Origin of the sequence: Methylobacterium goesingense (assembly GCF_022179225.1) — a bacterium.
GTDB lineage: Bacteria > Pseudomonadota > Alphaproteobacteria > Rhizobiales > Beijerinckiaceae > Methylobacterium > Methylobacterium goesingense.
Window position 1 is genome coordinate 1 of the sequence record NZ_BPQL01000046.1, and the last position, 26,345, is coordinate 26,345.

Consider the following 26,345-nt stretch of genomic DNA (forward strand, 5'->3'; position numbering starts at 1 on the left):
AAGCCCATCTCGTGGGTCACGCACATCATGGTCATACCCTCGCGGGCGAGCTGCACCATGACGTCGAGCACTTCGCCGACCATCTCGGGGTCGAGGGCCGAGGTCGGCTCGTCGAAGAGCATGACCACCGGGTTCATGGCCAGCGCCCGGGCGATGGCCACGCGCTGCTGCTGTCCGCCGGAGAGCTGGCCGGGGAACTTCTTGGCGTGCGCCGAGAGGCCGACCCGGTCGAGGAGCGACAGGCCGGTCTTGAGGGCGGTGTCTTCGTCGCGCTTGAGCACCTTCCTCTGGGCCAGGGTCAGGTTCTCCGTGATGGAGAGGTGCGGGAACAGCTCGAAGTGCTGGAACACCATGCCGACCCGGGCGCGCAGCTTCGGCAGGTTGGTCTTCTTGTCGTGCACGGGCGTGCCGTCAACGACGATCTCACCCTTCTGGAAGGGCTCGAGGGCGTTGACGCACTTGATCAGGGTCGACTTGCCGGAGCCCGAGGGGCCGCAGACGACCACGACCTCGCCCTTGTTCACGGCGGTGGTGCAGTCGGTGAGGACCTGGAAGTCGCCGTACCATTTGCTGACGGACTTCATGGTGATCATGGGGCCCGTGGTCACGGGGGCCTGAGCGGTGTTGAGCGACGTGGTCATGGCGGAAATCCTCGTCTCGGATGCGGCGACGTCACGACAATGGGACGTCCGGCGTCAGCGGATGATGGCGATCTTCTTCTGGAGGCGGCGCACCGCCATGGAGGCCGCGAAGCAGACCGCGAAGTAGACCACGGCTGCGAACAGGTACATTTCCACGAGGCGACCGTCGCGCTGGGCGATCTTCGAGGCCGCGCCAAGGAAGTCGGTGATCGAGAGCACGTAGACCAGCGAGGTGTCCTGGAACAGCACGATGGTCTGGGTCAGCAGGATCGGCGTCATGTTGCGGAAGACCTGAGGCAGGATCACGCTGCGCATGGAGGCGAAGTAGGTCAGGCCCAGCGCCGAGGCGGCCGCCGCCTGGCCCTTGGGGATCGACTGGATGCCCGCGCGCATGATCTCGGAGAAGTAGGCCGCCTCGAACAGCGTGAAGGTCACCAGCGACGAGGTGAAGGCGCCCACCGTCATCGGCCGGTCGGCCCCCGTCACCCACTGCCCGAGATAAGGCACCAGGAAGTAGAACCAGAAGATCACCAGCACGAGGGGCAGCGAGCGCATCAGGTTGACGTAGCCCTTGGCCACCAGCGGGATCACCGGCAGGCTGGAGAGCCGCATCATCGCGATGAGCGTGCCGAGGATGATGCCGCCGATGGCCGCGAGCGCGGTCAGCGTCAGGGTGAAGCGCATGCCGTCCAGGAACAGGTACGGCAGCGCGGAGGTGATGACGGAGAAATCGAAATTCGAGAGCATCGTGGGCGATCCTTGATGGGGGAGGCGCGAGGGCGGAGAACCCTCAGCGGTGGCCCGGGACGGCGACGCGGCGCTCGATCCAGCCGGAGGTGAAGATCACCACGATGTTGATGAGGACGTAGAGGATGGTGGCGGCGGTGAAGGCCTCGAACACCTGGAACGAGAATTCCTGCATGGCGCGCGCGCGCGCCGTGAGTTCCAGAAGGCCGATGGTCAGCGCCACGGAGGTGTTCTTGAGGTTGTTCAGGAATTCCGAGGTCAGGGGCGGCAGGATCATCCGGTAGGCGTTGGGCAGGAGCACGTGGCGGTAGGTCTGGCTCACGGTCAGGCCCATGGCGGTGCCGGCCATCTTCTGCCCGCGCGGCAGGGCCTGGATGCCGGCGCGCACCTGCTCGGCGACGCGGGAGGCGGTGAAGAAGCCGAGACACACGACCGCCGTGTAGAACGGGGCGTTCGGCAGCTGCTTGATCCAGCTGCCCCAGGATTCCGGCAGCACCTCCGGCAGGACGAAGTACCAGAGGAACATCTGCACCAGGAGCGGGATGTTGCGGAACAGCTCGACATAGGCCGTGCCGACCGCGTTCGCGGTCTTCGAGGGCAGGGTGCGCATGACGCCGATCATCGAGCCGAGGAAGAAGGCGATCACCCAGGCGCACAGAGCCGTCACCACCGTCCAGGTCAGGCCCGAGAGCAGCATGTCGGCGTAGGTGCCGGTGCCTTCCGGGGAGGGTTCGAAGAAGATGCCCCAGTTCCAGTTGTAGTTCATCGCGTCGTCGTCCCTTGTGAGCGGGCATCCGGGCGAGCGCCCGTGAATGTGGCGGTGCTGTGTCGGACAGTGCCGAGACCTTGGCCGCAAGGTCCAGGGCCCGGGGCGTCGCGCCCGGGTCGCACACTGACATTTCCAGAGATTTGCTGCTTTTCCGGGCAGATCCCGGCTTGCGGCGCGCAAACGCCATCGGCCCGCCCAGGATGGGCGGGCCGATGGCCTCCGGGTCGATTCGAAAGGGAACCTGGGCAGGACATCGTTGCCCGCCCCCAAGCATCATCCGGACCAGAACCCGATGGCTCGGGCCGGCGGAAGATTCAGGCGCGCGCCGGTGTGGCGGCGGGAACACCCTGCGGAGCCGGGCGGCCGAGGGTGAGGATCAGCCCGGCTGCGGCGAGGCAGAGCGCCCCGGCGGCGAAGAAGGCCGGTAGGTAGCTCGCCAGCTCCGTGCGCGAGAGGCCGGCCCCGTAGGCGATCGTCGCCGCGCCGAGCTGATGGCCGGCGAAGACCCAGCCGAAGACGAGGTTGGCCCGCTCGCGCCCGAACCGCGCCGCCGTCAGCCGCACGGTGGGGGGCACCGTGGCGATCCAGTCGAGGCCGTAGAACACCGCGAACAGCGACAGGCCCGCGAAGGAGAAGTCCGAGAACGGCAGGAACATCAGCGAGAGCCCGCGCAGGCCGTAATACCAGAACAGGAGCCAGCGGTTGTCGTAACGGTCGGAGAGCCAGCCCGACGCCACCGTACCGATGAAGTCGAACACGCCCATGGCGGCGAGCACGCTGGCCCCCTGCACCGGCCCGATGCCGTAATCGGCGCAGAGGGGGATGAAGTGGGTCTGGATCAATCCGTTGGTGCTGGCCCCGCAGATGAAGAACGTGGCGAACAGCACCCAGAATACGCGGGTGCCGGCGGCGTCGCGCAGAGCGGACAGGGCTCCGGTCGCGCTGGGTCCCGGCGTCGCCGGAGCGGCGAGGGGGCGGGTCTCGCCGTAGGGCGCAAGCCCGAGATCCTCTGGCCGGTCGCGCATCAGGGCGACGACGCCGAGGCCCGCCGTGAGGAGCAGCGCGCAGATGACCAGGAGGGCGGCGCGCCAGCCCAGGGCCTCGGTGAGGGCGGCGAGCAGGGGCAGCACGACGAGCTGCCCCGTGGCGGAACTCGCGGTGAGGAGCCCGACCACGAGACCGCGCCGGTGCGAGAACCAGCGTGTCGCCACCGTGGCGCCGAGCACCAGGGCGGTGAGCCCCGTGCCGATACCCACCACCACGCCCCAGAGCAGGACGAGCTGCCAAACCTGCGTCATTCCCAGGGAGGCCAGCAGGCCTCCGGCGATCAGTCCCAGTGCCAGGAGCACGATCCGGCGCGGGCCGTAGCGGTTCATCAGGGCGGCCGCGAAGGGCCCCATCAAGCCGAACAGGACGAGGCGTACGGCCAGCGCCGAGCCGATCGTCGCCGTGTCCCAGCCGAATTCCTTCTGGAGCGGCAGGATCAGGACACCGGGGGCTCCGACGGCGCCGGCCGTCACCAGCATGGTCAGGAAGGTCACGCCGGCGACTGCCCAGCCGTAATGGATGCCGCGGCGTGCAAACCCCGTCGCGACGGCGTCGGACAGGCGCAGGGTTGGGTCGGTGGCCATGGCACGGGGGCTCCCGGGCGCCTCCTGCCGAGGCGCTGGAGTCTTGCATAAGCGCATATGCACGCTTTAGACAAGGTGCCGACCGCGTGGATTGCCCCATGGCCGACCCCACACCCCAAGCCGTGCTCTGCCACTGCACCGCGATCCGCCAGGGCGCCCGGCAGGTGACGCAGTTCTACGACCGCCATCTGGCGTCGTCGGGCCTGCGCACGTCGCAATACGCGATGCTGGTGGGGCTGCGTCGCCTCGGCCCGATCTCGATCAACGCCTTCGCGGACGCCATGGCCATGGACCGCACCACGATGGGCCGGGCTCTCAAGCCCCTGGAGCGCGACGGCCTCCTCGTCGTCGGCCCGGGTCCGAACGGGCGGACCCGGGCCCTGCGCCTCACCGAGGCTGGAAGCCGGCGCATCGACGAGGCCGAACCGCTCTGGCGCGTGGCGCAAGCGGGTTTCGAGGCGCGCTACGGCGCTCGGGCGGCGGCGGACCTGCGCGGCGCCCTGGCACGGGTCGTGCGGACGGTGTGAGGCGGCGCCTCAGGCCTTGCGTGGACGGGCGCCGAAGATCGCGGTGCCGACGCGGACATGGGTCGCGCCCATCTGGATTGCGGCAGGATAGTCCGCGCTCATGCCCATCGACAGGATCGGCAGGTTGTGGCGCTCCGCGATCCGGGCCAGCAACGCGAAGTGGGCCGAGGGCGGCGCCTCGGCCGGCGGGATGCACATCAGCCCCTGGATCGCGAGACCGTGGGTCTCGCGGCACTCGGAGAGCAGGGTGTCGACCTGGGCCGGCGAGACGCCGCCCTTCTGTAGCTCGTCGCCGGTATTGACCTGGATCAAGAGCTTCGGTGCACGGCCCGCCCGCTCGATCTCCTTGGCCAGCGCCGCCGCGAGGGACAGACGGTCGAGGCCGTGGATGACGTCGAACAGCTCCACCGCCTCGCGGGCCTTGTTGGATTGCAGCGGGCCGACGAGGTGGAGTTCGACATCCGGGTAGCGCTCCCGGAGGGCGGGCCACTTGGCCTTCGATTCCTGCACGTAGTTCTCACCGAACAGACGCTGCCCGGCCTCGAGGGCCGGCAGGATGCCCGCGGCAGGAATCGTCTTCGACACCGCCACCAGGGCGACGGAAGCGGGATCGCGCTCCGCATCCGCCGCCGCCTGAGCGATCTGGTGGCGCACCGCCGCCAGCCCGGCCACGACGTCGGCGGCGCTCGGGGGTGGCGGGGCGTTTTCGGTAAAGGCGCCCTGAGGAAGCGTGTCTTCGGGGAGAGGGGCTTCGGGAAGCGCGTCGTCGGGAACTGTGTCGGCCATGCTGCCTCGAAGCGATCGTTTCGGTGAACCGGTCGACCTGGGGACTACCATTCCGGACGCGGGCCGCAAGGGATGGTTCGCGAGGGTGAACGCGGGCGTCGGCCCGAGGCTCCCAACGGCAGCCCCGCGCGTGCGTGTTGACCCCTCCCCTCCCCGTGGTAGTCCGGCCCCCAGCCTCTCCGGGCAGGCCCGCGCCGCGCGGACCGCCCCTCACCCCCAGAACCCCGGCGCCCGGCCCATGACGACCACCCCCAAACCCGCTCCCGAGCGCTACAACGCCAAGGAGACCGAGCCGCGCTGGCAGCAGGCGTGGGACGCGGCGGGCATCTACGCGACGAAGAACGACGACTCCCGTCCGAAATACTACGTGCTGGAGATGTTCCCCTATCCTTCAGGGCGCATCCACATGGGCCACGTGCGCAACTACGCCATGGGCGACGTGGTGGCGCGCTACAAGCGGGCGCGCGGCTTCAACGTGCTACACCCGATGGGCTGGGACGCCTTCGGTCTGCCGGCCGAGAACGCCGCCATGGAGCGCAAGGTCAATCCGCGCGACTGGACTTACGCCAACATCGCGACGATGCGCGGCCAGCTGCAGAGCATGGGCCTGTCGCTCGACTGGAGCCGGGAGATCGCGACCTGCGATCCCGACTACTACAAGCACCAGCAGCGCATGTTCCTCGACTTCCTCGGCAAGGGGCTGGTGACGCGCCGCACGGCAAAAGTGAACTGGGACCCGGTCGACCACACCGTGCTGGCCAACGAGCAGGTCATCGACGGGCGCGGCTGGCGCTCCGGCGCCCTGGTGGAGCAGCGCGAGCTGACCCAGTGGTTCTTCAAGATCACCGATTTCGCGCAAGACCTCTACGACGCCCTCGACGGCCTGGAGCGCTGGCCCGAGAAGGTCCGGGTCATGCAGAAGAACTGGATCGGCCGCTCGGAGGGGCTGGAGGTCCGCTTCGCGCTCGCGACGCCGCCGGCCCATGTCGAGCCCGAGATCAAGGTCTACACCACGCGGCCCGATACCCTGTTCGGGGCGAAGTTCCTGGCCATCGCCGCCGACCACCCGATCGCGGCGGCGCTCGCTCCGGCCCACCCGTCGCTCCAGAGCTTCATCGAGGAATGCCGGCGCACCGGCACGGCCCAGGCCGCCATCGACACGGCGGAGAAACTTGGGTTCGACACCGGCCTGAAGGTCCGCCACCCCCTCGACCCGTCCTGGCTGCTGCCGGTCTACGTCGCGAACTTCGTGCTCATGGAGTACGGCACCGGCGCCGTGTTCGGCTGCCCGGCCCACGACAAGCGCGACCTCGACTTCGCCAACAAGTACGGGCTCGGCAACACGCCGGTGGTCTGCCCCGAGGATCAGGACGCGGCGAGTTTCGTCGTCACCGACACCGCCTATGACGGCGACGGGCGCATGATCAATTCGCGCTTCCTCGACGACATGACCACCGACGAGGCCTTCCACGCGGTGGCCAACCGCCTGGAGGCGGAGATCCTCGACGGGACGCCGGTGGCGCAGCGGAAAGTGCAGTTCCGCCTGCGCGACTGGGGCGTCTCGCGCCAGCGCTACTGGGGCTGTCCGATCCCGATCATCCATTGCGAGGCCTGCGGGCCCGTGGCCGTACCGGTGGCCGACCTGCCGGTGAAGCTGCCCGAGGAGGTCTCCTTCGACGTGCCCGGCAACCCGCTGGAGCGGGACCATGCCTGGCGTAACGTCCCCTGCCCCACTTGCGGGCAGCCAGCGCGGCGCGAAGCCGACACCATGGACACCTTCGTGGACTCGTCGTGGTACTATGCCCGCTTCACCGCGCCCTGGCTGCAGGATGCGCCCACCGATCGTCGGGCCGTCGACCAGTGGCTCTCCGTCGACCAGTATATCGGCGGCATCGAGCACGCGATCCTGCACCTGCTCTACGCCCGCTTCTTCATGCGGGCGATGAAGGCCACCGAATGGTCGGGCGTTTCGGAGCCCTTCGACGGCCTGTTCACGCAAGGCATGGTCGTCCACGAGACCTACAAGGACCCCGCCGGAGCCTGGGTGCCGCCGGCCGATATTCGAATCTCGGCCGAGTCCGGAGCGCGCGAGGCGTTTCACGTGAAAACGGCGGAGCCGATCACCATCGGCGCCATCGAAAAAATGTCGAAGTCGAAGAAGAACGTCGTCGACCCGGACGACATCATCGCCAGCTACGGCGCCGACACGGCGCGCTGGTTCATGCTCTCCGACTCGCCGCCCGAGCGCGACGTGATCTGGACGGAGGACGGCGTCCAGGGGGCGGCCCGCTTCGTCCAGCGCGTCTGGCGCCTGGTCTCCCTGGCGAGCGCCGTCGAGGCAGTCGAGGGTGCGGGCGACGCCGCCCTGCGCAAGGCCGCGCACAAGGCCCTGGCCGCCGTAGAGGAGGATGTGGAACGCCTGCGCTTTAACCGTTGCGTGGCCCACATCTACACCCTCGCCAACGCCCTCGACGAAGCCCTGCGGGGCGGCGTTTCGCGGAGTGTCGCCGGGGAGGCGGCCGGGATCCTGACCCAGCTGATCGCCCCGATGATGCCGCATCTGGCCGAGGAATGCTGGAGGGCGCTCGGCCGCGACGGCCTCGTCGCGCAGTCGGCCTGGCCGGAGGTGGAGCGCGCGCTCCTCGTCGAGGACAGCGTCACCCTCCCCGTCCAGCTCAACGGCAAGAAGCGGGCGGACGTTACGGTGCCGCGCAGCGCCGAGGTGGCGGCGGTCCAGGCCCTGGTGCTCGCCGACGAGTCGGTGCAGCGGGCCCTGGAGGGACGGGCGCCGAAGAAGGTGATCGTGGTCCCTGGCCGGATCGTGAACCTCGTCGTCTAGGGGCATGATCCGGCGACCATGATCCTGCCGGATAGGAAACGTAAAGCTTGCGCCGAATAGGCTGTCGTCGAACCCCGGTTCGCCGTACAGACGGGCGGGACCAGACAGCGGGACGGCGGCGGGCATGATGCGCTTGGCAAACGGGACAGGGGCGGTTCGGGCAGCTGCGAACGGCACGGTTGGCCGAGCCGTACGGGTCGCCGCCGTCGCCGCCCTGGCGCTCAACCTGTCGGCCTGTTTCCGTCCCCTCTACGGTCCCACCGCCTCGGGCGAGCCGATGTCCGCCCTCCTCGCCTCCGTGCAGGTCGACGACGTTCTCATGGCGCAGGGCCAGGAGCGCCTCGGGCATTATCTCCGCAGCGAACTCATCTTCGACCTCGATGGCTCGGGGCAGCCCTCGGCCAAGCGTTACCGCCTGAAGATGCAGGGCAGCGAGTCGGTGCAGACCCCGATCGTGTCCTCGCAGACCGGACGCGCCGAGGCCGGCACCATCGTGGGAACGATCAAGTACGCCCTGGAAGACCTCAGCGGCACGAAGATCATCAGCGAGGGCGTGGCGACCTCGACCGCCACCTACGATCGCTCGATCCAGCGCTTCGCCAGCCTGCGCGCCGCCCGCGACGCCGAGATCCGCCTCGCCAAGGTCCTGGCGGAGCAGATCAAGACCCGCATCGCCTCCGTGCTGGTGACGAAGCCCTGAGCGCGACCGCCCCGTGACCGCCGTCAAGGCCAGCGACGTCGACGGGCTGATCCGGCGCGGGCCCGATCCCCGCATCGCCATCCTGCTCGTCTACGGCCCGGATACCGGCCTCGTGTTCACCCGCGCCAAGGCGCTGGCGGAGGCCTTCGTCAGCGATCCGGGCGATCCCTTCGCCATGGTGAAGATCGACGGGGACGTGCTCGCCCAGGACCCCGGCCGCCTCGTGGACGAAGCCGGCACCGTCGGGTTGTTCGGCGGCACGCGCACGATCTGGGTCAGGTCGGGCAGCCGCAACTACGCCCCCGCCGTCGAGGCCGCGCTGAAGGCCGAGATCCAGAATGCCCGCATCGTGGTGGAGGGGGGCGACCTCGCCAAGAGCGCACCCCTGCGGACGCTTTGCGAGAAGTCGCCGAAGGCCCTCGCCCTGCCCTGCTACCCGGACGACGAGCGGGCGCTGGCCGACCTCATCGACCGCACGCTCCAGGATCAGGGCCTGCGCATCGCCCGCGACGCCCGGGACATCCTCGCCACCAGCCTCGGTGGCGACCGCGGCGCCAGCCTCTCGGAGATCGAGAAGCTCGCCCTTTACGCGCGCGGGCAGGGCCAGGTGAGCCTCGACGATGTCGAGGCAGTGGTCAGCGATGTCGCCGGGAGCGTGCTCAACACGCTGATCGATGCGGCCTTCGCCGGGCGCAGCGGCGAGGTCGAGCGCGACTACCGCCGCTTCCGCCACGAGGGCATGGACCCCTCGGTCATGCTCGGCTCGGCCCTGCGGCATGCCCTGACGCTGCTCGCCACGCGGCTTGCCGGGGAGGGGCAGAGCGCCAGTCAGATGGTGGCGAACTGGCGCGGCCTGCATTTTCGGCGCAAGTCGCTGGTGGAGACGCAGCTTGCCCGCTGGTCGCCCCCGGCCCTGCGGCACGCGATCCAACTGCTTCAGGACGCGGTCCTGGCCTGCCGCCGCGCGGACCCGGACTTGGCCCACGCTCACGCATCGAGCACGCTCCTGCGCATCGCCACCGAGGCTGCCCGGCGGCGCTGAAGTTCAGGCCTCCGGCAGGGCGACCTTGAAGCGATTGCACAGACCCCGCAATTCCTCGGCGGTCTCGTAGCGGATGCGGATCTCGCCAGCGCCCGCCACCTTCGATTTCAGCGCCACGGTCACCCCGAGTGCCCGGGCCATGGCCTGTTCGAGGGTGCGGATATCGGCGTCCTTCTCGGCCGCGCGGCGGGGGCGGCCGGGACGGGGGCCATCGCCCTCGGGTACCTCGGCGGAGGCCAGGGCCTCGACCTCGCGCACGGACAGCCCCTCCTCCACGATTCGGCGGGCGACGCCCTCGGCGTCCCGCACGCCCAGCAGCGCGCGGGCATGGCCCGCCGTGATCTCGCCGGCCACAACGCGGTCTTGGATCGCGGGGGCGAGCTGGAGCAGGCGCAGGGTGTTGGCGAGGTGGCTCCGGCTCTTGCCCAGGATCTCCGCGAGTTCGGTCTGGCTGTACTGGAACTCGCTCATCAGCCGGTCGTAGCCGGCGGCCTCCTCGATGGCGTTGAGGTCAGTGCGCTGGACGTTCTCCAGGATGGCGAATTCCAGGGAGGTCCGGTCGTCGATCTCCACCGTGACGACGGGCACCTCGTGGAGCCCGGCGCGCTGGGCCGCGCGCCAGCGACGCTCGCCTGCCACGATCTCGTAGGTGTCCGGCACGCCCGCGAGCGCCCGCACCACGATCGGCTGGATGATGCCGCGCAGCTTGATCGAGGCCGAGAGCTCCTCGAGGTCCGACTCGTTGAAGCGCCGGCGCGGATTGCGCGGGTTGGGGCGCAGGAACTCAACCGCAACCTTACGCTGCGCTTGGGACTTGGGCGCCTCACCGTTGTCGTCGCCGAAATCGCCGATCAGGGCCGCGAGGCCGCGCCCGAGCCGGGGCCGCACCACATCATCCGCCATCGCCACCTGCTTCAACTCCGAACCTGACTGGACCGCTTCATAGGGCGGGGCAGGGAGCCCCCGCATCGTCACGCCGCGACGGGCAGGCGCCCCTCGCGCTGGATGATCTCTGAGGCGAGACGCAGATAGGCCTGCGAGCCCGCGCATTTGAGATCGTAGAGCAACACCGGCTTGCCGTGCGAGGGCGCCTCGGACACGCGCACGTTGCGCGGGATCATGGTCTCGTAGACCTTCTCGCCCATGAAGCTGCGGACATCCGCCACCACCTGCGCCGACAGGTTGTTGCGCGGATCGAACATCGTCAGGACGATACCCTGGATGGTCAGGCGCGGATTGAGCGCGCCGCGCACCTGCTCGACCGTACGCAGCAGCTGGCTTAGGCCCTCCAGGGCGAAGAACTCGCATTGCAGGGGTACCAACACCGCGTCGGAGGCGGCCAGGGCGTTGATGGTGAGGAGGTTGAGGGAGGGCGGGCAGTCGATCAGGATGTAGGTGATTCCCGCCGTGGCGCCGGTCTCGCCGACCCCCTTGAGCACATTGCGCAGGCGATGGGCGCGGTCCGGCGCGCTCGCCATCTCCAGCTCCAGGCCGAGGAGGTCCATGGTGGAGGGCGCCACCATCAGGCGGGGCACCGCGGTCGGGATGCAGGCCTGCCCTAAGGAGGCCTCGCCGGCCAGCACGTGGTAAGTCGAGACCTTGCGCTGCCGGCGGTCGATGCCGAGGCCCGTCGAGGCGTTGCCCTGCGGATCGAGGTCGATCACCAGCACGCTCTCGCCGATGGCAGCGAGCGCCGTGCCGAGGTTGATCGCCGTCGTCGTCTTGCCGACGCCGCCCTTCTGGTTGGCCAGAGCCAGGATGCGGAGCGGCCGATCCGGGTTGCCGCCGGTCGTCGGTACGGGAGTCGGATCGCTTGTCATGAATCCACGCGAGATAGGGTCGTGACGCGGACGATCCGCGCTTCCGACTCGGTTCGGCTCGGCACGAGATCGTAAACGAATCTCCACCGTTGCGCGGCCTCGGTCAATTCCGATTGGACGTCACGTCCCTTCGGAAACAGGCCGACCGTGCCGGTTGTCAACAGAGGCTCCGCCCAGGCGAGCAGCTGGGTGAGGGGGGCGAGCGCCCGCGCGCAGACCACCGCGACGCCTCGATGGACGCCGATGACCTGCTCGATGCGGGCATTGTGCACCCTGGCTGGAGCCCCAGCGAGGCGGGCGGTTTCGGTCAGGAAGGCGCATTTGCGCGCATTGCTCTCCACGAGATCGACCTGGAAATCGGGACGTTCGTGGCCGGCGATGGCCAGAACGAGCCCGGGCAGACCGGCACCGGCGCCGAGGTCGAGCCAAGTCGCAGCCTCCGGCGCGATCTCTCGAAGTTGGAGCGCATCGGCGATGTGGCGGGTCCAGACCTCCGACAGGGTGGCGGGCCCGACGAGGTTCTTCACGGTCTGCCAGCGGCGGAGCTGCTCCACATAGAGGTCGAGGCGCCGGGCTGTTTCACGTGAAACATCCGCTGCGGCCAAGACCCGATCGCGGTCGCGATCAGAGGCCATGGGCGGCCCCACGATCGGCTCGGCGGGCATGGGCGGCGAGCAGCGTGAGGGCGGCCGGGGTTACGCCCTCAATCCGCGCGGCCTGACCCAGGGTGCCGGGGCGCACGGCTTCGAGCTTCAGACGCATCTCGTTCGACAGCCCCGGAATGCCCGCATAGTCCAGGCGGATCGGCAGGGCCACTGCCTCGTCCCGGCGGAAGGCCACGATGTCCGCCTGCTGGCGGTCGAGATAGACCGCATAGGTCGCGTCGGTGCAGAGCCGCTCGGCCACGCGGGGCGGGACGGCCGCGAGTTCCGGCCAGACCGAACTCAGGCGCGCCCAATCGATCTCCGGGTAGGACAGGAGCTGGAAGGCGCTGCGACGGATGCCATCCTGATTCAGTTCGATGCCGACGGCGCGGGCTTGGTTGGGGGTCAGGCTCAGGGTGTCCAGTTGCGCGCGTGCGGCGTCGAGGGCCGTCTGCGCGGCGGCGAAATGCGCCGCCCGACGCGCGCCGACGCAGCCGAGAGCGGCGCCCTTCGGCGTGAGGCGCTCGTCGGCATTGTCGATGCGGAGCGAAAGTCGGTACTCCGAGCGCGAGGTGAACATGCGGTAGGGCTCGCTCACCCCATGGGTGACGAGGTCGTCGATCATCACACCGAGATAGGATTCGGCTCGGTCGAAGGTGGTCAGCGCAGAGCCGCCGGCGAGGCGGGCGGCGTTGATGCCGGCGACCAACCCCTGCCCCGCCGCCTCCTCGTAGCCTGTGGTGCCGTTGATCTGACCGGCGAGGAACAGGCCTGGCAGACGCTTGGCCTGAAGGGAGGCATCGAGTTCGCGGGGATCGACGTAGTCGTACTCGATGGCGTAGCCCGGGCGCAGGATCCTGGCCCGCTCCAGGCCGGGGATCAGCGCGATGACGTCGCGCTGGACGCTCTCGGGCAGTGCGGTCGAGATGCCGTTGGGATAGACCGTTGGGTCGTCGAGGCCCTCCGGTTCGAGGAAGATCTGGTGTCCCTCCCGGTCGCCGAAGCGGACGACCTTGTCCTCGATCGATGGACAGTAGCGCGGGCCCCGGCTGGCGATGCCGCCCGAGTACATCGGGGAGCGATGCAGGTTGGCGCGGATAAGATCGTGCACCGCCTGCGTGGTGCGGGTGATGCCGCACTGGATCTGCGGCGTGGTGATCCGCTCCGTCAGGGTGGAGAACGGGACAGGATCCGCGTCCGCCGACTGCATCTCGAGGCCGGACCAGTCGATGGTGCGGCCGTCGAGGCGGGCAGGCGTGCCGGTCTTGAGGCGACCGAGGGCGAAGCCGGCGCGGTCGAGGGTCTGCGCCAGGCCAACGGACGGAGCCTCGCCGACGCGTCCGGCCGGGATTTGGGTCTCGCCGATATGGATGAGTCCGCGCAGGAAGGTGCCGGTGGTCAGCACGACGGCGCCGCAGGGGAGGGGGCGCCCGTCGGCTAGGATCACGGCGGAGACCCGACCCTGCGCGAGGGCGATGTCGGCGACCTCTCCCTCGATCACGCGCAGGTTTGCGGTCTCGGCGATCGCTGCCTGCATGGCGGCCGCGTAGAGCTTGCGGTCGGCCTGAGTGCGTGGACCCCGCACCGCCGGGCCCTTGCGCCGGTTGAGAAGCCGGAATTGGATGCCAGCGGCATCGGCGACGCGCCCCATCAGGCCGTCGAGGGCATCGACCTCGCGCACGAGATGGCCCTTGCCGAGACCGCCGATTGCCGGGTTGCAGGACATCGCGCCGATCGTCGCGACCCGGTGGGTGACCAGGGCCGTCCGCGCGCCGATCCGGGCGGCGGCGGCCGCGGCCTCGACGCCGGCATGGCCTCCGCCGACGACGATGACGTCGTAGGAATCAGGGGTTTGGTGCATGGGTTCGATTAAGCGCCTGCGGCCGGAATGGTCAACGGATCGATGATGCGGATCTCTGTTTTCACGTGAAACCGGAGGTCCGTGCCTCCACGGTCACAGAGCGGCGTCGGGATCGGCTACTTGCCGATGCAGAAGCCGGAGAACAGTCTGTCCAGCATCTCCTCCACGCCGACATGGCCCGCCACCTCCCCGAGGGCGCGAACGGCGAGACGCAAATCTTCGGCCGCGAGTTCGGGCAAGGCGGTGCCCGCCAGCAGCCGGTCGAGGTGCTCGCGGCAGCGGGACAGGCCGAGGCGGTGGCGCTCACGGGTGATCAGGGCATCGCCGTGTCCGACGGCCCGGACCGCCTCGTCCTCGATCGCCGCCAACAGCCGATCGAGGCCGGATCCGGTGAGCGCCGAGATGCCGATCGTGCTGTCCGGCAGCGCGGAGACAGGATCGAGGTCGCGCTTGGTGCGAACCTGGAGCACGGGCACGGCGGGCATCGAGCCGGGCATCACCGTTTCCGCGTCAGGGCCTTCAAGCATCACGACCAAGTCGGCCTGCTGCATCCGGGCCCGCGTGCGACGGATGCCCTCCGCCTCGATCGCGTCGCCCGCCTCGCGCAGGCCTGCGGTGTCGACGAGGATCACCGGCAGGCCGCCGAGGTCGCAGCGGATCTCGATGACGTCCCGGGTCGTGCCGGGCGTGGATGAGACGATCGCCGCTTCGCGTCGGCTCAGGGCGTTCAGCAGCGTCGACTTGCCGGCATTGGGCGGCCCAGCGAGGACGACGGTGAAGCCTTCCCGCAAGCGCTCGCCGCGGCGGGCATCGGCAAGCACAGCCGCTACCTCGTCGCGGATCGCCCGCGCCTTGTCCGCCAGGGCGGCATCCAGAGCCGCGTCGTCGACGTCGCCCTCGTCCGAGAAGTCGAGGGCCGCTTCCACGCTCGCGAGCAGGTCAATGAGGCGGTGGCGCCAGTCGGCCACGATCCGGCCGAGGACGCCGTCGAGCTGGCGCAACGCTTGACGCCGCTGCGCTTCGGTCTCGGCGTCGATGAGGTCGGCGATGCCCTCGGCCTCGGTGAGATCCAGGCGGCCGTTGAGGAAGGCGCGGCGGGTGAAGGCGCCGGGTTCGGCCGGGCAGCAGGCGGGAATGTCGGCCAATGCCCGCAGGACCGCGCTGCGGACCGCGATGCCGCCATGGAGGTGGAGTTCCACCATGTCCTCGCCGGTGAAACTGGCAGGCCCCGGCATCCAGGCGACGAGGGCCTCGTCGAGCGGCGTGCCATCGGGGGCGCGCAGGGTGCGAAGGGAGAGGCGCCGGGGGGCGGGGAGGGGGCCAGCGAGCGTGCGGATCACGTCCGCCGAGGCCGGTCCGCTGATCCGAATGACGCTGACGGCCGAGCGGCCCGGGCCGGTGGCGGGCGCGAAAAGGGTGGTCTGTTCGGGCATGGGGGCGACGCCCTGGACGCCGACGCCGGTCGCGTCAAGCGATCGTTAACCAGCTAACGGATTTGTTTCAGCTGGAAATCGTTGAATGTCAGCAGAGGGTTGGCCGGACGCGGCGTACCACGCACCCGCGTCCGGCCAGATGGGCTCAGGTGTTCATCGAGTCGAAGAAGTCGTTGTTGCTCTTGGTCTGGCGCAGCTTGTCCATGAGGAACTCGATCGCGTCGGTGACGCCCATCGGGTTGAGGATGCGGCGCAGGACGTAGGTCTTCTTGAGGGCGTCCGGCGGCACCAGGAGCTCTTCCTTGCGGGTGCCCGAGCGGGTGATGTCGATGGCCGGGAAGATGCGCTTGTCGGAGACCTTGCGGTCGAGAATGATCTCGGAGTTGCCGGTGCCCTTGAACTCCTCGAAGATCACCTCGTCCATGCGCGAGCCGGTGTCGATGAGCGCGGTCGCGATGATGGAGAGCGAGCCGCCTTCCTCGATGTTGCGGGCCGCGCCGAAGAACCGCTTCGGGCGCTGCAAGGCGTTGGCGTCAACGCCGCCCGTCAGCACCTTGCCGGAGGAGGGGACGACCGTGTTGTAGGCGCGGCCGAGGCGGGTGATCGAATCGAGCAGGATGACCACGTCGCGGCCATGCTCCACCAAGCGCTTGGCCTTCTCGATCACCATCTCGGCGACCTGCACGTGGCGGGTGGCCGGTTCGTCGAAGGTCGAGGCGATGACCTCGCCCTTCACCGAGCGGATCATGTCGGTCACTTCCTCGGGCCGCTCGTCGATGAGCAGCACGATGAGGTAGCATTCCGGGTGGTTGATGGTGATCGACTGCGCGATGTTCTGCATCAGCACGGTCTTGCCGGTACGCGGCGGCGCCACGATCAGGGCGCGCTGGCCCTTGCCGATCGGGGCGACGATGTCGATGATCCGCGGCGAAAAATCCTTCTTCGGCGGATTGTCCAGTTCGAGCTTGAAGCGCTGCGTCGGGAACAGCGGCGTCAGGTTGTCGAAATGGACCTTGTGCTTGATCTTCTCCGGGTTCTCGAAGTTGATCGTGTTGACCTTCAGCAGCGCGAAGTAGCGCTCGCCGTCCTTGGGGCCGCGGATCGGGCCCTCGACGGTGTCGCCCGTGCGGAGGCCGAAGCGCCGGATCTGGGTCGGCGAGATGTAGATGTCGTCGGGGCCCGGCAGGTAGTTCGAGTCGGAGGAGCGCAGGAAGCCGAAGCCGTCCTGCAGCACCTCGACGGTGCCGGCACCGATGATCTCGACCTCCTTGGCAGCGAGCTGCTTCAGGATGGCGAACATCAGCTCCTGCTTGCGCATGGTCGAGGCGTTCTCGACCTCGACCTCTTCGGCAAAGGCGATCAGGTCGGTCGGCGTCTTGGACTTGAGGTCCTGGAGCTTGACCTCACGCACGGCGTCAAGGTCTGCGGCGACGATTCCGCCGTCGGCCGAATGGTCCACGGGGAGGGCTTCGTACGGTGACGTCATGGGAGATTCGGAACCGGCGGGAAGGGTAGGGAATCGGGGCAGATTCAAATCGATGGTATCGGGGAGTTTGATCGCCGGGCGCCTTTTCGGCGCCTGTCAGTCGGAGCGTTCGTGCGAAGAACGGCTCCGCGCATCGTCTTTGCGGAGCCTCAGGGCTCGCGGATGCAGCACGGCGTAACGAGGAGAGGATTCACCCGTAGCGGGTTTGCCGGGTTTTCGCAAGGTCCGTCCGCGCGTCAAGCCGGATCAGCGGCGGCGTAGTCGCACATAGAGGGCGCCGGCCCCGCCGTGGTGGCGCGCCGCCTCCTCGAAGCCGAGCACTAGGCCCCGCAGTTCCGGCGACCGGAGCCAGTGCGGCACGCTCCGGCGCAGCACGCCCCGCTCCGAGAAGGCCTCGTCGTAACCCGGGCCGCCCTTGCCGGTGACGACGAGGACGTGGGTGTGTCCGCTGGCGCGCGCCCGCATCAGGAAGCCGATCAGCGCCCCGTGCGCTTCCGCCTGATACATCCCGTGCAGGTCGATCCGGGCGTCGACCTGGAGCGCGCCGCGGCGCAGGGCGAGCCGGACGCGGCGCTCCAGGCCGGGCGCCTGGGGTGGCGCGGGAGCGACGACGGGAGCGGCCGGGGCCGGCGGCGGGGTCGGCTTCAGGGCGGCGCGCTTGGCGAGCGTGCGCGCCATAGGTTTCGGGGGCACGGGTTTCGGAGGCGCCGGCTTCAGGGGCACGGGTTTCGGGGGCACGGGCTTGAGCGCGGACGGCTTGGGGCCGGATACCTGGCTCGCCGGAACCGGCGCGGCGGCTTTCGACGGCACGGCCTCCGGGCGCGGCAGCGCGCGGCCGCGCAGGGGCGTGATCAGGCGGGCGATCTCGCCCCACAGATAAGCGTCCTCTCCCGAGAGGCCGCGCGGGCGCCGGGGTGTCTTCATGGGGCTACGGGTCCGGCGCCGCGCGGCAGCAGCACCACGAAGCCGACCGCGTCGCGCAGGTTGCCGGCGCGCACGCCCGCCTCCGCGCCGGTGCCGAGATAGAGGTCGCCCCGGGCCGGGCCGACGATGGCCGAGCCCGTATCGGCCGCCACGACGAGACGCCCCGGCGCGGCGTCGCCCGCGATCCGGCCCTCGAGCCAGAAGGGGAGGCCGTAGCGCCAGAGCGTGGCGTCGATGGCGACGTTGCGGCCCGGGCTCAGGGGGACCCCGGCGGCGCCGGGGGGGCCGAGGGCGGGATCCGCGATCTCGGCGATTCGGAAGAAGATGTAGGAAGCGTTGGCCCGCATCAACCGCCGCGCGTGGCCCGGATTGGCCCGCAGCCAGCCGGTCCAGCGCGCCAGGGTAAGGCCGTCCAGCGGCAGGTGACCCTCGCCGACGATGAGCTTGCCGATGGAGGTGTAGGGGCGCCCGTTGCGCCCGTCGTAGAGCACTCGCACGGAGCGCCCGTCGGCGAGGCGGACGCGGCCCGAGCCCTGGACCTGGAGCACGAACAGGTCGACGGCATCGCGCAGGTAGAGGAGCGGGCGGGCGCGCGCGCCCAGGGCGCCGTCCTCGATGGCCGCCCGGTCCGGATAGGCTTCGAAGGCGTCGCCGACCCGGCGCGCCGCGCGGAGGGCGGGGTCGAGGCCCGGACGCGTCTCGCCGGGTTCCAGGCTGACGAGGTCGTCGGGCCGGGCCAGCACGGCGGCGGTGTAGCCGGGGCCGGAGGTCGCGGAGCCGTCGAGTTCCGGCTCGAAATAGCCGGTCAGGAAGCCGCTGCGGCGCTCGGGCGTTCCGGCAGCCGCAGGGCGGATGACCCGGTAGGCATCGAAGGTTTCCGTGAAGAAGCGGCCGGCCTCGGCCTCGGGCACCGCCGACGCCCGGGCGCAGGCCGCTGTCAGGGCTTCGGCCGAGCCGGCGACGCCGGTGGGCTGGGGGGCTGCCGGCGTGGCCGAGCAGGTCCGCCGGAAGGCCGCCAGGGCCTCGCTTGCGTCGGGTCCCGGAAATCCGTCCAGGCGCGCGGTCTCTACCGGCTCCAGCACCGCGTCGCCCACGCGCAACGGCTCTGCCGCGGGGGCAGCCGAGCCGGGGGCGGGGAGGCAGAGAAGGACGAGGGCGGCCGCGACGGCCGCAGGCCGGGATGTCACGCGGTCAGCCGTCAGTTCAGGCGCCGGCTTCCGTCGCCACGAGCTGCCAGTTCGGATCGCGAGTGCCCAGCGTCCGGGCGAAGGTCCAGACGTCGGGCACCTCGACCACGGTCTCGGCGCTGCCATCCGTCACCTGGCCCTGCGCGTTGCGGGTGGCGGTGATGAGGTGGGAGAGGAAGCGCACGGTGATCTGGGCCACGCGGTTCTTCACGTCGACCGCCACGATCTCGGCCTTGTCGAGGGAGACGAAGGTGGTCTCCACGGTCTCGCGGCGCCCCTCGCGGGCGTCGATCTCGCGCTCGAAACCCTCGCAGACCTCGCGGGAGAGCAGGCTGCGCAGGGTCTTCCGGTCCCCCTTGGCGAACGCGATCACGATGGCCTCGTAGGCGCTCTTGGCACCCTCCACGAAGGCGCGCGGATCGAAGTTCGGCTCCACCTGGACGACGTTCTCGAGACCCTGGGCGATGGCGGAGCCGGGCTCGGCGATCCCGCGCCAGTCGCGGGCATCCGCCTTCGGCGCCGCCTGGCCCCGGTCGGCCTGTGCCTGCGCGCGATCGGCGCCGGGCAGGCGCACCACGTTGTCGCCGTCCCCGCGCGCGGCCGGCGGCTCGGTGCGGCTGCGGTCCACCGGCTTGAAGGGCGAGCGCTCCGTTCCGGTTTTCTGGCCCAGCACCGAGCGCAGCCGCCAGATGACGAAGACCGCCAGCGCGAGGAAGATCAGGGTGGTCAAGTCGAAGGAGTCCTGCATCACTGATCCGATCGTGGCCGTCGCACGAATACGTTGTTCCAAGGGGCTCCGAAACCCGGTCCGGTCCCCGGCAGGAGCACGCGGCTGGAGGTTCCGGCCGAGACACGCGGCCGAGAAGCTCGACCATGTGGCGCTTTAGCCGAGTGCCGCGCAAGGATCGAGCCGCGTCTTCGCGGTCCGGAGGGCGGCGGGCCGACGCGGGGCAGGCCCGGAGCGGAAGGGCACGGTCTCGGGATGGCTCGAACCTCCGGGGTCGCGCACAGGGATATGGGGCGGCCGGTCCGCCGGTTCCAGGCGGCCGTTTCGGGTGCGGACCCGCTGCGTCCGGTCCGGCGCCGCAGGGGCCCGCGTGCCGGCCCGTCGCCTTGTTCCGCCCGGACGGGCGTGATAGCGCGCTCCCGCGCCGGCCGGGTGGTCGCATCGTCGCGGGTCGCGCTCACGCACGGCTCGCCGGGATGCGGAGATCGGCGGAGGCCTCGATCCGGCACGGCACCGCCCATCCGCAGACCCAGGAAGAGGATACAACGCCATGGCCGACAATCCCGCACCGAACGGCAACGGTGGCGCCACGGCGCAGCCCGACGACGGCACCCCCACCATCAACGCACTCGCGCAATACACCAAGGATCTCTCCTTCGAGAATCCGAATGCGCCGCGCTCCCTGCAGCCGCAGGAGAGCGGTCCGCAGATCAACATCCAGGTGAACGTCAACGCCAAGCAGATCGCCGAGGTCGATTTCGAGGTCGAGCTGACCCTGGAAGGCGATGCCAAGATCGCCGGCGAGGTGCTGTTCGCCTTCGAGCTGACCTATGCGGGCATCTTCCGCATGCGCAACATCCCGGAGGACCAGCTTCACCCGGCCGTGATGATCGAGTGCCCGCGCCTGCTCTTCCCCTTCGCGCGCCAGATCGTCGCTGAGGCCGTGCGCAACGGCGGCTTCCCGCCCCTCTACATCGATCCGATCGACTTCGTGGGCCTCTACCGCCAGAAGGCGATGGAAGCTCAGGCGCAGCAGGGCGCGCCCGGTCCGCTCGCCTCCTGAAGGCCTAGCCGCCCCGTATCCGCCGGTCCTCAGGGCCGGCGGATACGGGGCATCGCGTCGAACGCCACGCGCGGTGCCGCCCGGAAGCGCGCTACCGCTGACATACATCGGCCTCGGCGCCAGAACGCCCGTTCGGGCTGGACCTTGCACCGTTCCGGCCCGTGACGCGGTGCGGTCCGGAGTGATCGGGATCGAATTCGGGACTTGGCCGTTACGCGCTTCCAGTCGCGGCCGGCCCGCTTGCGGGTCGGCTTGCGCCGCAGCGCCGTCGGATCCCGTGGGATCGGCGGATCGCTCCAGCCCCCGGATCGTATGCTCGCCACGCATCACCTCGCCCCGATCAACGTCTTCACGGGCGACATCCAGGGCGGTCTCGGACCGTTCCTGGGCACCTGGCTGGCGGAATCCGCCGCCTGGAGCCCGTCGCGGGTGGGCTTCGTCACCACCCTGGTGGGCATCGGCTCTCTGCTCATGAGCGGCCCCTTCGGCGCCCTGGTCGACCGTCTCGGCCGGCCCCGGCTGCTGATCGCCCTGGCTTGCGGGGCGATCCTGTGCGGCACCTTGCTGCTGCTGCCGGCCCGGGGCGTGATCCCGGTCTTCGCCGCGCAGCTGTTGGCTGCGGCGGGCGGCACGCTGCTGCTGCCGGCGGTGACCGCACTCACTCTCGGCATCGTGGGCAAGGATCGCTTCCCGAAGCAGCAGGGCCGCAACCAGGCCTTCAACCATCTCGGCATCCTGCTCGCGGCCGGCGGCATCGGCCTCGGCACCGGCTGGTTCGGCCCGGCCATCGCCTTCTGGGTGCTGGGCGGCATGGCGGTGCTGGCGATCGTCGCGACGCTCACCACGCCGGGCCATTGCTACAACGCACGCCGGGCGGTGGGCTGGCAGAAGGATTCCGACGACAACCCCGAGCGCGCCGGCCTGCGCAGCATCGTGTCCGACCGCCGGCTCCTCGTGCTCGCCGTGGCCCTCGCCCTGTTCAACCTCGGCAACGGCGGCATGCTCTCGCTGCTCGGGCAGAAGCTGGTGGCCACCGCCGTCGATGCCACGAGCTGGACCGCCCGCTACGTCATGGTGGCGCAACTCGTGATGATCCCGGTGGCGCTGTTCGCGGGCTCGCTCGCCGACCGGCGCGGCCGGCGCCAGCTCCTCGTCGCCGCCTGCGCGGTGCTCCCCGTGCGCGCCGCGCTCTCGGCCTTCATCGACGATCCCGTCTGGCTGATCTCGGCCGAGATCCTCGACGGCGTCGCCTCCGGCATCATCGGCGTCGCGGTGCTCGTGGTGGTGGCCGACCTCACCTGGGGCTCCGGCCGGACCCAGACCGCGCTCGGCTCCCTCAATGCCATCCAGGGCATCGGCGGCGCCCTCTCGGCCTGGTACGGCGGCCTCGCCCAATCGGTGCTCGGCTGGACCGGCGCCTTCCTGGCGCTGGGCGCCCCCGCCCTCGTCGCCCTCGCGCTCGTGCTCTGGCTCGACACCACCAGCGAGGGCCGCGGGGCGCGCAGGCGCGACGCCGCGGCCGAGACGGCCTTTGGGGAGAGGGCCTCCGGGGAGACGTCCTCCGGGAAAGCGGCCGAGCCAGGGCAGGGGACGCGGCAGGCCCGGCGCGAGCCCGAGCGCAAGCCGGAGACGGCCCGAGGGCGGATTGCCGCCGGGGGGGAACAGGCCGTTCCCGCCCCGGTTGGCGAGGGTGCCTCAGCCACCGGAGCCCCAGACGATGGACGATCGACCCGACGGACGGACCCTGCGGGTCACGGAACCCCGCGCCGTGCCGTGGCTCAGCATCGTGTTCGGCTACGGGCCGATGCTGCCCTTCGCCGCCGGTGCGCTGGCCGCCTGGGGTTGGCGCGGCACCGACCTCGGGCAGGCCGCCGCCGCGCTGACGATCCTGTGGGGCTGCGCCATCCTGCTGTTCCTGTCGGGGGTGCGCCGGGGCGTCAGCTTCCGCACCGAGGGCGGGGCCACCGTCACCCAGATCGCCACCATGATCGGGCTATTCAGCCTCGGCTTCGCCGCCCTGGTGCTGACGACCCTCGACGCGGCCGTGCCGGCCCTGCTCCTGCTCCTCGTCGGCTTCACCGCCATTGCGGTCCTCGATCCGATCGCGGCCCGACGGGGTAAGGCACCGTTGTTCTTCGCCCGCCTGCGCCCGGTGCAGATCCCCATCGCCCTCGTGAGCCTCGCGGCCCTGCTCGCCCTGGCGCTCTGATGCCGGGCGCTCGGGTGCCAGGCAGCCAGACGCCCGGTGCGCTTGCCGCCCCCGGCCGCCCGCGATAGAGCCCCCGGGACCCCGAACAGCCCCGACGGACGCGAAGATCACCATGGCCAAGGCCGATTCAAACAAGGCCGACACCCTGAAGCCACGCCTGCCGCGCGGTTTCGTCGACCGTCGCGAGGACGAGATCGCCGCCCAGCACCGCATGCTGGAGACGATCCGCCGGAGCTTCGAACTCTATGGCTTCGAGGCGCTGGAGACGCCCTTCGTCGAGTACACCGAGGCGCTGGGCAAGTTCCTGCCCGACCTCGACCGCCCGAACGAGGGCGTGTTCTCGTTCCAGGACGACGACGAATCCTGGCTCTCGCTGCGCTACGACCTCACCGCGCCGCTCGCCCGGCACGTGGCCGAGCACTTCGATGCGATCCCCAAGCCCTACCGGAGCTTTCGCGCGGGCTACGTCTTCCGCAACGAGAAGCCGGGTCCGGGCCGCTTCCGCCAGTTCATGCAGTTCGATGCCGATATCGTCGGGGCCGGCTCGGTGGCGGCCGATGCCGAGATCTGCATGCTGATGGCCGACACCCTGGAGAAGCTCGGGCTCACCGGCCAGTACGTGGTGAAGGTCAACAACCGCAAGGTGCTCGACGGCCTGATGGAATCGATCGGCCTCAGTGGCCCCGACAAGGCCGGCCAGCGCCTGACCGTTCTGCGCGCCATCGACAAGCTCGACCGCCTCGGCGATGCGGGCGTGCGCGAATTGCTGGGCGCCGGCCGCAAGGACGAGAGCGGCGACTTCACCAAGGGGGCGGGGCTGGCGGACGAGGCGATCGGGCGCGTCCTGGCCTTCACCGGCTGGACCGGGACCGGATCGGCGCCTGCCGACAACGCCACCACGCTGTCGAACTTCGAGGCGTCGCTCGCGGGCAGCGCCATCGGCCTGGAGGGCGTGCGCGAACTCGCCGACATGGCCGCCCTGTTCGCCGCCGCCGGCTACGAGGATCGCATCCGCATCGACCCGTCCGTGGTGCGCGGGCTCGAATACTACACCGGCCCGGTCTACGAGGCGGAGCTGACCTTCCCGGTCACCAACGAGGACGGCCAGACCGTGCGCTTCGGCTCGGTTTCCGGCGGCGGGCGCTACGACGGCCTCGTCGGGCGCTTCCGCAGCGAGCCGGTGCCGGCCACCGGCTTCTCCATCGGCGTCTCGCGCCTGTTCTCGGCGCTGCAACTCGTGAAGAGCCCACTTCTCGAGGGCACCGCCAAGCCCGGTCCCGTCGTTGTCTTGGTGTTGGATCGCGAAAACATCGCCGAGTACCAGCGGCTGGTCTCGAGCCTGCGCGAGGCCGGCATCCGGGCCGAGCTCTATCTCGGCGGCTCGGGCATGAAGGCGCAGATGAAGTATGCCGACCGGCGCGGCAGCCCCTGCGCGATCATCCAGGGCTCGAACGAGCGCGAGGCCGGCGAGGTCCAGATCAAGGACCTGATCGAGGGCGCCAAGGCGGCGGCCGCCATCACCAGCAACGCTGAGTGGAAGGCCGCGCGCCCGGCCCAGTTCTCGGTGCCGGTCGCCGAGATGGTCGAGCGGGTCTGGGACGTGCTGGAAACGCATTTCCCGGGGAGCAGGCCCGAGGCTTCGGCCGAGCGGAACTGACCGCCCGGCCGACGCGAAGACTCAGGCGACCGAGATGTCGACCTGGATGTTGCCACGGGTGGCGTGGGAGTAGGGGCACACCACGTCGGCACGCTTCACGAGATCCTCGGCGACCGCCCGGTCGAGGCCCGGCAGGGTCGCCTTCAGGGCGACAACGAGGCCGAAGCCGGTGCCGTCGTCGCGCGGGCCGATGCCGACGCTCGACTCGATCTTGGAATCCTCCGACACCTGGATCTTGTCCTTGCCGGCTACGAACTTGATCGCGCCGAGAAAGCAGGCCGCGTAGCCGGCTGCGAAGAGCTGCTCCGGATTGGTGCCGGCGCCACCGCCGCCGCCGAGCTCCTTCGGCGTCGAGAGCTTGACGTCCACCTTGGAATCTTCGGTCGCGGCAGAACCCTCGCGGCCGCCGGTGGCATGGGCGTGTGCGGTGTAGAGTGCCTTCATGTCGGTCTCTCCTCGTCGTGGAACGGGGTGGTCGGATCGGACGCTACGCTCCGGCCTTGGCCAAAGCGATCTCGATTGCGCGCAATCTAATTTTCATCTCGCACGGAACTTGATTGTGCGCAATATGAGTTTTGCATAAGGTCGTGACAGGCCGCCGGTTCCGTCCGGTCGCCATCAGGAAGGACACCGCATCATGTCGGGACGGACCACCCGCCCCCGCACCGAGCCTGTCGCGGACCCGGGCGCCGACGCCCTGAGCCTCGACAGCCAGCTCTGCTTTGCCGTCTACGCTACGGCCCACGCCTTCGGGCGCGCCTACCGGGCGCTGCTGGCGGGGCACGACCTGACCTATCCGCAATATCTGGTGTTGCTGGTGCTGTGGGAAGAGGAGGGCCTGACGGTCAAGGAGATCGGTCAGCGCCTCTTCCTCGATTCCGGAACCCTGACGCCCCTGTTGAAGCGCTTGGAGGCGGCCGGCCATGTCCGCCGTGCCCGTGACCGCACCGACGAGCGGCAGGTCAGCATCTTCCTCACCCCGGGCGGGCGGGCCCTGCGCCAGCGCATGGAATGCGTGCCGGGCCTCGCGGGCGGCCTCACGGGCCTCGACATGGACGGCCGCCGCGCGCTCCTCGACACCCTCGTCCAATTGCGCACCTCCCTGCACCAGAACCTCGCGCAGGACGCGAGCCCCGGCGCGGCGCGGGCGGAGGAACGGGCCGAGGCCGGAGCCTGAACGCGGGAGCCGCCCCCGCCGGAGGCGGGGACGGCCCATCCGTGGGCATTCGCCAACGGAGACAAGCATTGCAGACGGCGAATCCGGTCCCGCGCGGGACCGGGCGCGACGCTTACTTCTGCGTGCCGAGATACGCGATCACGTCGGCGAGCTTCTTGTCGTCCTTGAGGCCCGGATAGACCATCTTGTTGCCCGGCACCTTCGCCTTGGGGTCCTTCAGCCACTCCTTGAGGTTGGCCTCGTCCCAGGTGATGCCCGAGCCCTTCAGGGCGGCGGAGTAGTTGTAGCCCTCGTGCGTGCCGGCCTTGCGACCGACGACACCCTTCAGGTCGGGGCCGACGCCGTTCTTGCCGAAGGCGTGGCAGGCCTTGCAGGGCGCGAAGGCCTTCTCGCCGGCCGCGGCGTCGCCGGCCTCCTGGGCCTGTGCGGAGAGCGGCAGCAGGAGCGCGAGCGCGGCGCCGCGGCCGGCGAGAAG

General features: G+C 70.0%; 24 protein-coding genes and 1 pseudogene. 9 read left to right on the forward strand and 16 right to left on the reverse strand.

Going from position 1 to position 26,345, the window contains the following annotated elements; all coding sequences use genetic code 11:
* The 4 genes from MFF30_RS09020 to MFF30_RS09035 all read right to left on the reverse strand — a co-directional run.
* Positions 1-593: amino acid ABC transporter ATP-binding protein (locus MFF30_RS09020; protein ID WP_238278937.1), on the reverse strand; the 593-nt coding region annotated here is incomplete at its 3' end.
* 102 nt (positions 594-695) lie between these two features.
* Positions 696-1,388 (reverse strand): amino acid ABC transporter permease, encoded by a 693-nt coding sequence (locus MFF30_RS09025; protein WP_238278893.1) that lies wholly within the window; start codon positions 1,386-1,388, stop codon positions 696-698.
* Between the two features lie 43 nt (positions 1,389-1,431).
* Positions 1,432-2,154, reverse strand: a complete 723-nt coding sequence (locus tag MFF30_RS09030) for an amino acid ABC transporter permease (protein WP_238278895.1) — start codon at positions 2,152-2,154, stop codon at positions 1,432-1,434.
* Between the two features lie 317 nt (positions 2,155-2,471).
* Positions 2,472-3,788 (reverse strand): MFS transporter, encoded by a 1,317-nt coding sequence (locus MFF30_RS09035; RefSeq protein ID WP_238278896.1) that lies wholly within the window; start codon positions 3,786-3,788, stop codon positions 2,472-2,474.
* A gap of 98 nt (positions 3,789-3,886) precedes the next feature.
* Between MFF30_RS09035 and MFF30_RS09040 the strand changes: the two genes are divergently transcribed.
* A complete protein-coding gene (locus MFF30_RS09040; RefSeq protein WP_238278898.1) occupies positions 3,887-4,315 on the forward strand; it encodes a MarR family winged helix-turn-helix transcriptional regulator in 429 nt (142 codons plus the stop codon).
* 9 nt (positions 4,316-4,324) lie between these two features.
* Here the strand turns inward: MFF30_RS09040 and MFF30_RS09045 are convergent, their stop codons facing one another.
* A complete protein-coding gene (locus MFF30_RS09045; RefSeq protein WP_238278900.1) occupies positions 4,325-5,101 on the reverse strand; it encodes a YggS family pyridoxal phosphate-dependent enzyme in 777 nt (258 codons plus the stop codon).
* A 238-nt stretch (positions 5,102-5,339) separates the two neighbouring features.
* On the opposite strand from MFF30_RS09045, the gene leuS reads away from it, so the two are divergent.
* From leuS to holA, 3 genes are all read left to right on the forward strand, one after another.
* Positions 5,340-7,940 carry a leucine--tRNA ligase gene (gene leuS, locus MFF30_RS09050; protein ID WP_238278903.1) on the forward strand — a complete coding sequence of 867 codons (2,601 nt, stop codon included), beginning with the start codon at positions 5,340-5,342 and terminating at the stop codon, positions 7,938-7,940.
* Positions 7,941-8,064: 124 nt separating this feature from the next.
* Positions 8,065-8,640 (forward strand): LPS assembly lipoprotein LptE, encoded by a 576-nt coding sequence (gene lptE, locus MFF30_RS09055; RefSeq protein WP_238278906.1) that lies wholly within the window; start codon positions 8,065-8,067, stop codon positions 8,638-8,640.
* Positions 8,641-8,653: 13 nt separating this feature from the next.
* Positions 8,654-9,682, forward strand: a complete 1,029-nt coding sequence (gene holA / locus MFF30_RS09060) for a DNA polymerase III subunit delta (protein ID WP_238278908.1) — start codon at positions 8,654-8,656, stop codon at positions 9,680-9,682.
* Positions 9,683-9,685: 3 nt separating this feature from the next.
* Here holA and MFF30_RS09065 read toward each other — a convergent pair whose 3' ends face one another.
* The 9 genes from MFF30_RS09065 to MFF30_RS09105 all read right to left on the reverse strand — a co-directional run bounded on the left by MFF30_RS09065 (position 9,686) and on the right by MFF30_RS09105 (position 19,785).
* On the reverse strand, positions 9,686-10,585 hold the full coding sequence (locus MFF30_RS09065; RefSeq protein WP_238278939.1) for a ParB/RepB/Spo0J family partition protein: 900 nt from the start codon (positions 10,583-10,585) through the stop codon (positions 9,686-9,688).
* A 68-nt stretch (positions 10,586-10,653) separates the two neighbouring features.
* Complete coding sequence (locus MFF30_RS09070; RefSeq protein ID WP_238278910.1) at positions 10,654-11,502, reverse strand: ParA family protein; 849 nt, start codon at positions 11,500-11,502, stop codon at positions 10,654-10,656.
* Positions 11,499-12,137 carry a 16S rRNA (guanine(527)-N(7))-methyltransferase RsmG gene (gene rsmG, locus MFF30_RS09075; protein ID WP_238278912.1) on the reverse strand — a complete coding sequence of 213 codons (639 nt, stop codon included), beginning with the start codon at positions 12,135-12,137 and terminating at the stop codon, positions 11,499-11,501. Before rsmG ends, MFF30_RS09070 begins: the two co-directional genes overlap by 4 nt.
* Positions 12,127-14,007 (reverse strand): tRNA uridine-5-carboxymethylaminomethyl(34) synthesis enzyme MnmG, encoded by a 1,881-nt coding sequence (gene mnmG / locus MFF30_RS09080; protein WP_238278914.1) that lies wholly within the window; start codon positions 14,005-14,007, stop codon positions 12,127-12,129. Before mnmG ends, rsmG begins: the two co-directional genes overlap by 11 nt.
* Positions 14,008-14,123: 116 nt before the next feature.
* The gene (mnmE, locus tag MFF30_RS09085) at positions 14,124-15,440 is read right to left on the reverse strand and encodes a tRNA uridine-5-carboxymethylaminomethyl(34) synthesis GTPase MnmE (RefSeq protein WP_238278916.1); all 1,317 of its coding nucleotides are present in this window, start codon (positions 15,438-15,440) and stop codon (positions 14,124-14,126) included.
* Between the two features lie 145 nt (positions 15,441-15,585).
* Positions 15,586-16,926 carry a transcription termination factor Rho gene (gene rho / locus MFF30_RS09090; protein WP_238278917.1) on the reverse strand — a complete coding sequence of 447 codons (1,341 nt, stop codon included), beginning with the start codon at positions 16,924-16,926 and terminating at the stop codon, positions 15,586-15,588.
* 246 nt (positions 16,927-17,172) lie between these two features.
* Positions 17,173-17,850, reverse strand: coding sequence for a Smr/MutS family protein (locus MFF30_RS09095; RefSeq protein ID WP_238278919.1), 678 nt, complete (start codon positions 17,848-17,850; stop codon positions 17,173-17,175).
* Positions 17,847-19,037 (reverse strand): murein transglycosylase A, encoded by a 1,191-nt coding sequence (gene mltA / locus MFF30_RS09100; protein ID WP_238278921.1) that lies wholly within the window; start codon positions 19,035-19,037, stop codon positions 17,847-17,849. The genes MFF30_RS09095 and mltA overlap by 4 nt, the downstream gene beginning before the upstream one ends.
* 16 nt (positions 19,038-19,053) lie before the next feature.
* Entirely contained in the window at positions 19,054-19,785 is a 732-nt protein-coding gene (locus tag MFF30_RS09105; RefSeq protein ID WP_238278923.1) for a Tim44/TimA family putative adaptor protein, read from the reverse strand.
* Positions 19,786-20,314: 529 nt separating this feature from the next.
* Here MFF30_RS09105 and secB point away from each other — a divergent pair.
* The 4 genes and pseudogenes from secB to hisS all read left to right on the forward strand — a co-directional run bounded on the left by secB (position 20,315) and on the right by hisS (position 24,693).
* Positions 20,315-20,827 carry a protein-export chaperone SecB gene (gene secB / locus MFF30_RS09110; RefSeq protein WP_238278925.1) on the forward strand — a complete coding sequence of 171 codons (513 nt, stop codon included), beginning with the start codon at positions 20,315-20,317 and terminating at the stop codon, positions 20,825-20,827.
* Between the two features lie 312 nt (positions 20,828-21,139).
* A pseudogene (locus MFF30_RS09115) lies at positions 21,140-22,363 on the forward strand (MFS transporter); the annotation flags it as partial.
* Between the two features lie 181 nt (positions 22,364-22,544).
* Positions 22,545-23,036 (forward strand): DUF3429 domain-containing protein, encoded by a 492-nt coding sequence (locus tag MFF30_RS09120; protein ID WP_238278927.1) that lies wholly within the window; start codon positions 22,545-22,547, stop codon positions 23,034-23,036.
* A gap of 112 nt (positions 23,037-23,148) precedes the next feature.
* Entirely contained in the window at positions 23,149-24,693 is a 1,545-nt protein-coding gene (gene hisS, locus MFF30_RS09125; RefSeq protein ID WP_238278929.1) for a histidine--tRNA ligase, read from the forward strand.
* A gap of 21 nt (positions 24,694-24,714) precedes the next feature.
* On the opposite strand, the gene MFF30_RS09130 is transcribed toward hisS, so the two are convergent.
* A complete protein-coding gene (locus MFF30_RS09130) occupies positions 24,715-25,137 on the reverse strand; it encodes an organic hydroperoxide resistance protein (protein WP_238278931.1) in 423 nt (140 codons plus the stop codon).
* Positions 25,138-25,330: 193 nt separating this feature from the next.
* Between MFF30_RS09130 and MFF30_RS09135 the strand changes: the two genes are divergently transcribed.
* Positions 25,331-25,870, forward strand: coding sequence for a MarR family winged helix-turn-helix transcriptional regulator (locus tag MFF30_RS09135; RefSeq protein WP_238278933.1), 540 nt, complete (start codon positions 25,331-25,333; stop codon positions 25,868-25,870).
* Positions 25,871-25,982: 112 nt separating this feature from the next.
* On the opposite strand, the gene MFF30_RS09140 is transcribed toward MFF30_RS09135, so the two are convergent.
* Positions 25,983-26,345, reverse strand: a 363-nt coding sequence (locus tag MFF30_RS09140; protein ID WP_238278935.1) for a c-type cytochrome, incomplete at its 5' end; no start/stop codon positions are given.

What these genes read in the sequence shown, in the direction of transcription:
- MFF30_RS09065 (WP_238278939.1), bottom strand. Translation starts at nt 10,585, where the DNA reads ATGGCGGATGATGTGGTGCGGCCCCGGCTCGGGCGCGGCCTCGCGGCC.
- leuS (WP_238278903.1), top strand. Translation starts at nt 5,340, where the DNA reads ATGACGACCACCCCCAAACCCGCTCCCGAGCGCTACAACGCCAAGGAG.
- MFF30_RS09135 (WP_238278933.1), top strand. Translation starts at nt 25,331, where the DNA reads ATGTCGGGACGGACCACCCGCCCCCGCACCGAGCCTGTCGCGGACCCG.
- MFF30_RS09045 (WP_238278900.1), bottom strand. Translation starts at nt 5,101, where the DNA reads ATGGCCGACACAGTTCCCGACGACGCGCTTCCCGAAGCCCCTCTCCCC.
- MFF30_RS09025 (WP_238278893.1), bottom strand. Translation starts at nt 1,388, where the DNA reads ATGCTCTCGAATTTCGATTTCTCCGTCATCACCTCCGCGCTGCCGTAC.
- MFF30_RS09035 (WP_238278896.1), bottom strand. Translation starts at nt 3,788, where the DNA reads ATGGCCACCGACCCAACCCTGCGCCTGTCCGACGCCGTCGCGACGGGG.
- secB (WP_238278925.1), top strand. Translation starts at nt 20,315, where the DNA reads ATGGCCGACAATCCCGCACCGAACGGCAACGGTGGCGCCACGGCGCAG.
- MFF30_RS09095 (WP_238278919.1), bottom strand. Translation starts at nt 17,850, where the DNA reads ATGAAGACACCCCGGCGCCCGCGCGGCCTCTCGGGAGAGGACGCTTAT.
- lptE (WP_238278906.1), top strand. Translation starts at nt 8,065, where the DNA reads ATGATGCGCTTGGCAAACGGGACAGGGGCGGTTCGGGCAGCTGCGAAC.
- MFF30_RS09105 (WP_238278923.1), bottom strand. Translation starts at nt 19,785, where the DNA reads ATGCAGGACTCCTTCGACTTGACCACCCTGATCTTCCTCGCGCTGGCG.
- MFF30_RS09040 (WP_238278898.1), top strand. Translation starts at nt 3,887, where the DNA reads ATGGCCGACCCCACACCCCAAGCCGTGCTCTGCCACTGCACCGCGATC.
- MFF30_RS09130 (WP_238278931.1), bottom strand. Translation starts at nt 25,137, where the DNA reads ATGAAGGCACTCTACACCGCACACGCCCATGCCACCGGCGGCCGCGAG.
- hisS (WP_238278929.1), top strand. Translation starts at nt 23,149, where the DNA reads ATGGCCAAGGCCGATTCAAACAAGGCCGACACCCTGAAGCCACGCCTG.
- MFF30_RS09120 (WP_238278927.1), top strand. Translation starts at nt 22,545, where the DNA reads ATGGACGATCGACCCGACGGACGGACCCTGCGGGTCACGGAACCCCGC.
- mnmE (WP_238278916.1), bottom strand. Translation starts at nt 15,440, where the DNA reads ATGCCCGAACAGACCACCCTTTTCGCGCCCGCCACCGGCCCGGGCCGC.
- MFF30_RS09030 (WP_238278895.1), bottom strand. Translation starts at nt 2,154, where the DNA reads ATGAACTACAACTGGAACTGGGGCATCTTCTTCGAACCCTCCCCGGAA.
- mnmG (WP_238278914.1), bottom strand. Translation starts at nt 14,007, where the DNA reads ATGCACCAAACCCCTGATTCCTACGACGTCATCGTCGTCGGCGGAGGC.
- MFF30_RS09070 (WP_238278910.1), bottom strand. Translation starts at nt 11,502, where the DNA reads ATGACAAGCGATCCGACTCCCGTACCGACGACCGGCGGCAACCCGGAT.
- rsmG (WP_238278912.1), bottom strand. Translation starts at nt 12,137, where the DNA reads ATGGCCTCTGATCGCGACCGCGATCGGGTCTTGGCCGCAGCGGATGTT.
- rho (WP_238278917.1), bottom strand. Translation starts at nt 16,926, where the DNA reads ATGACGTCACCGTACGAAGCCCTCCCCGTGGACCATTCGGCCGACGGC.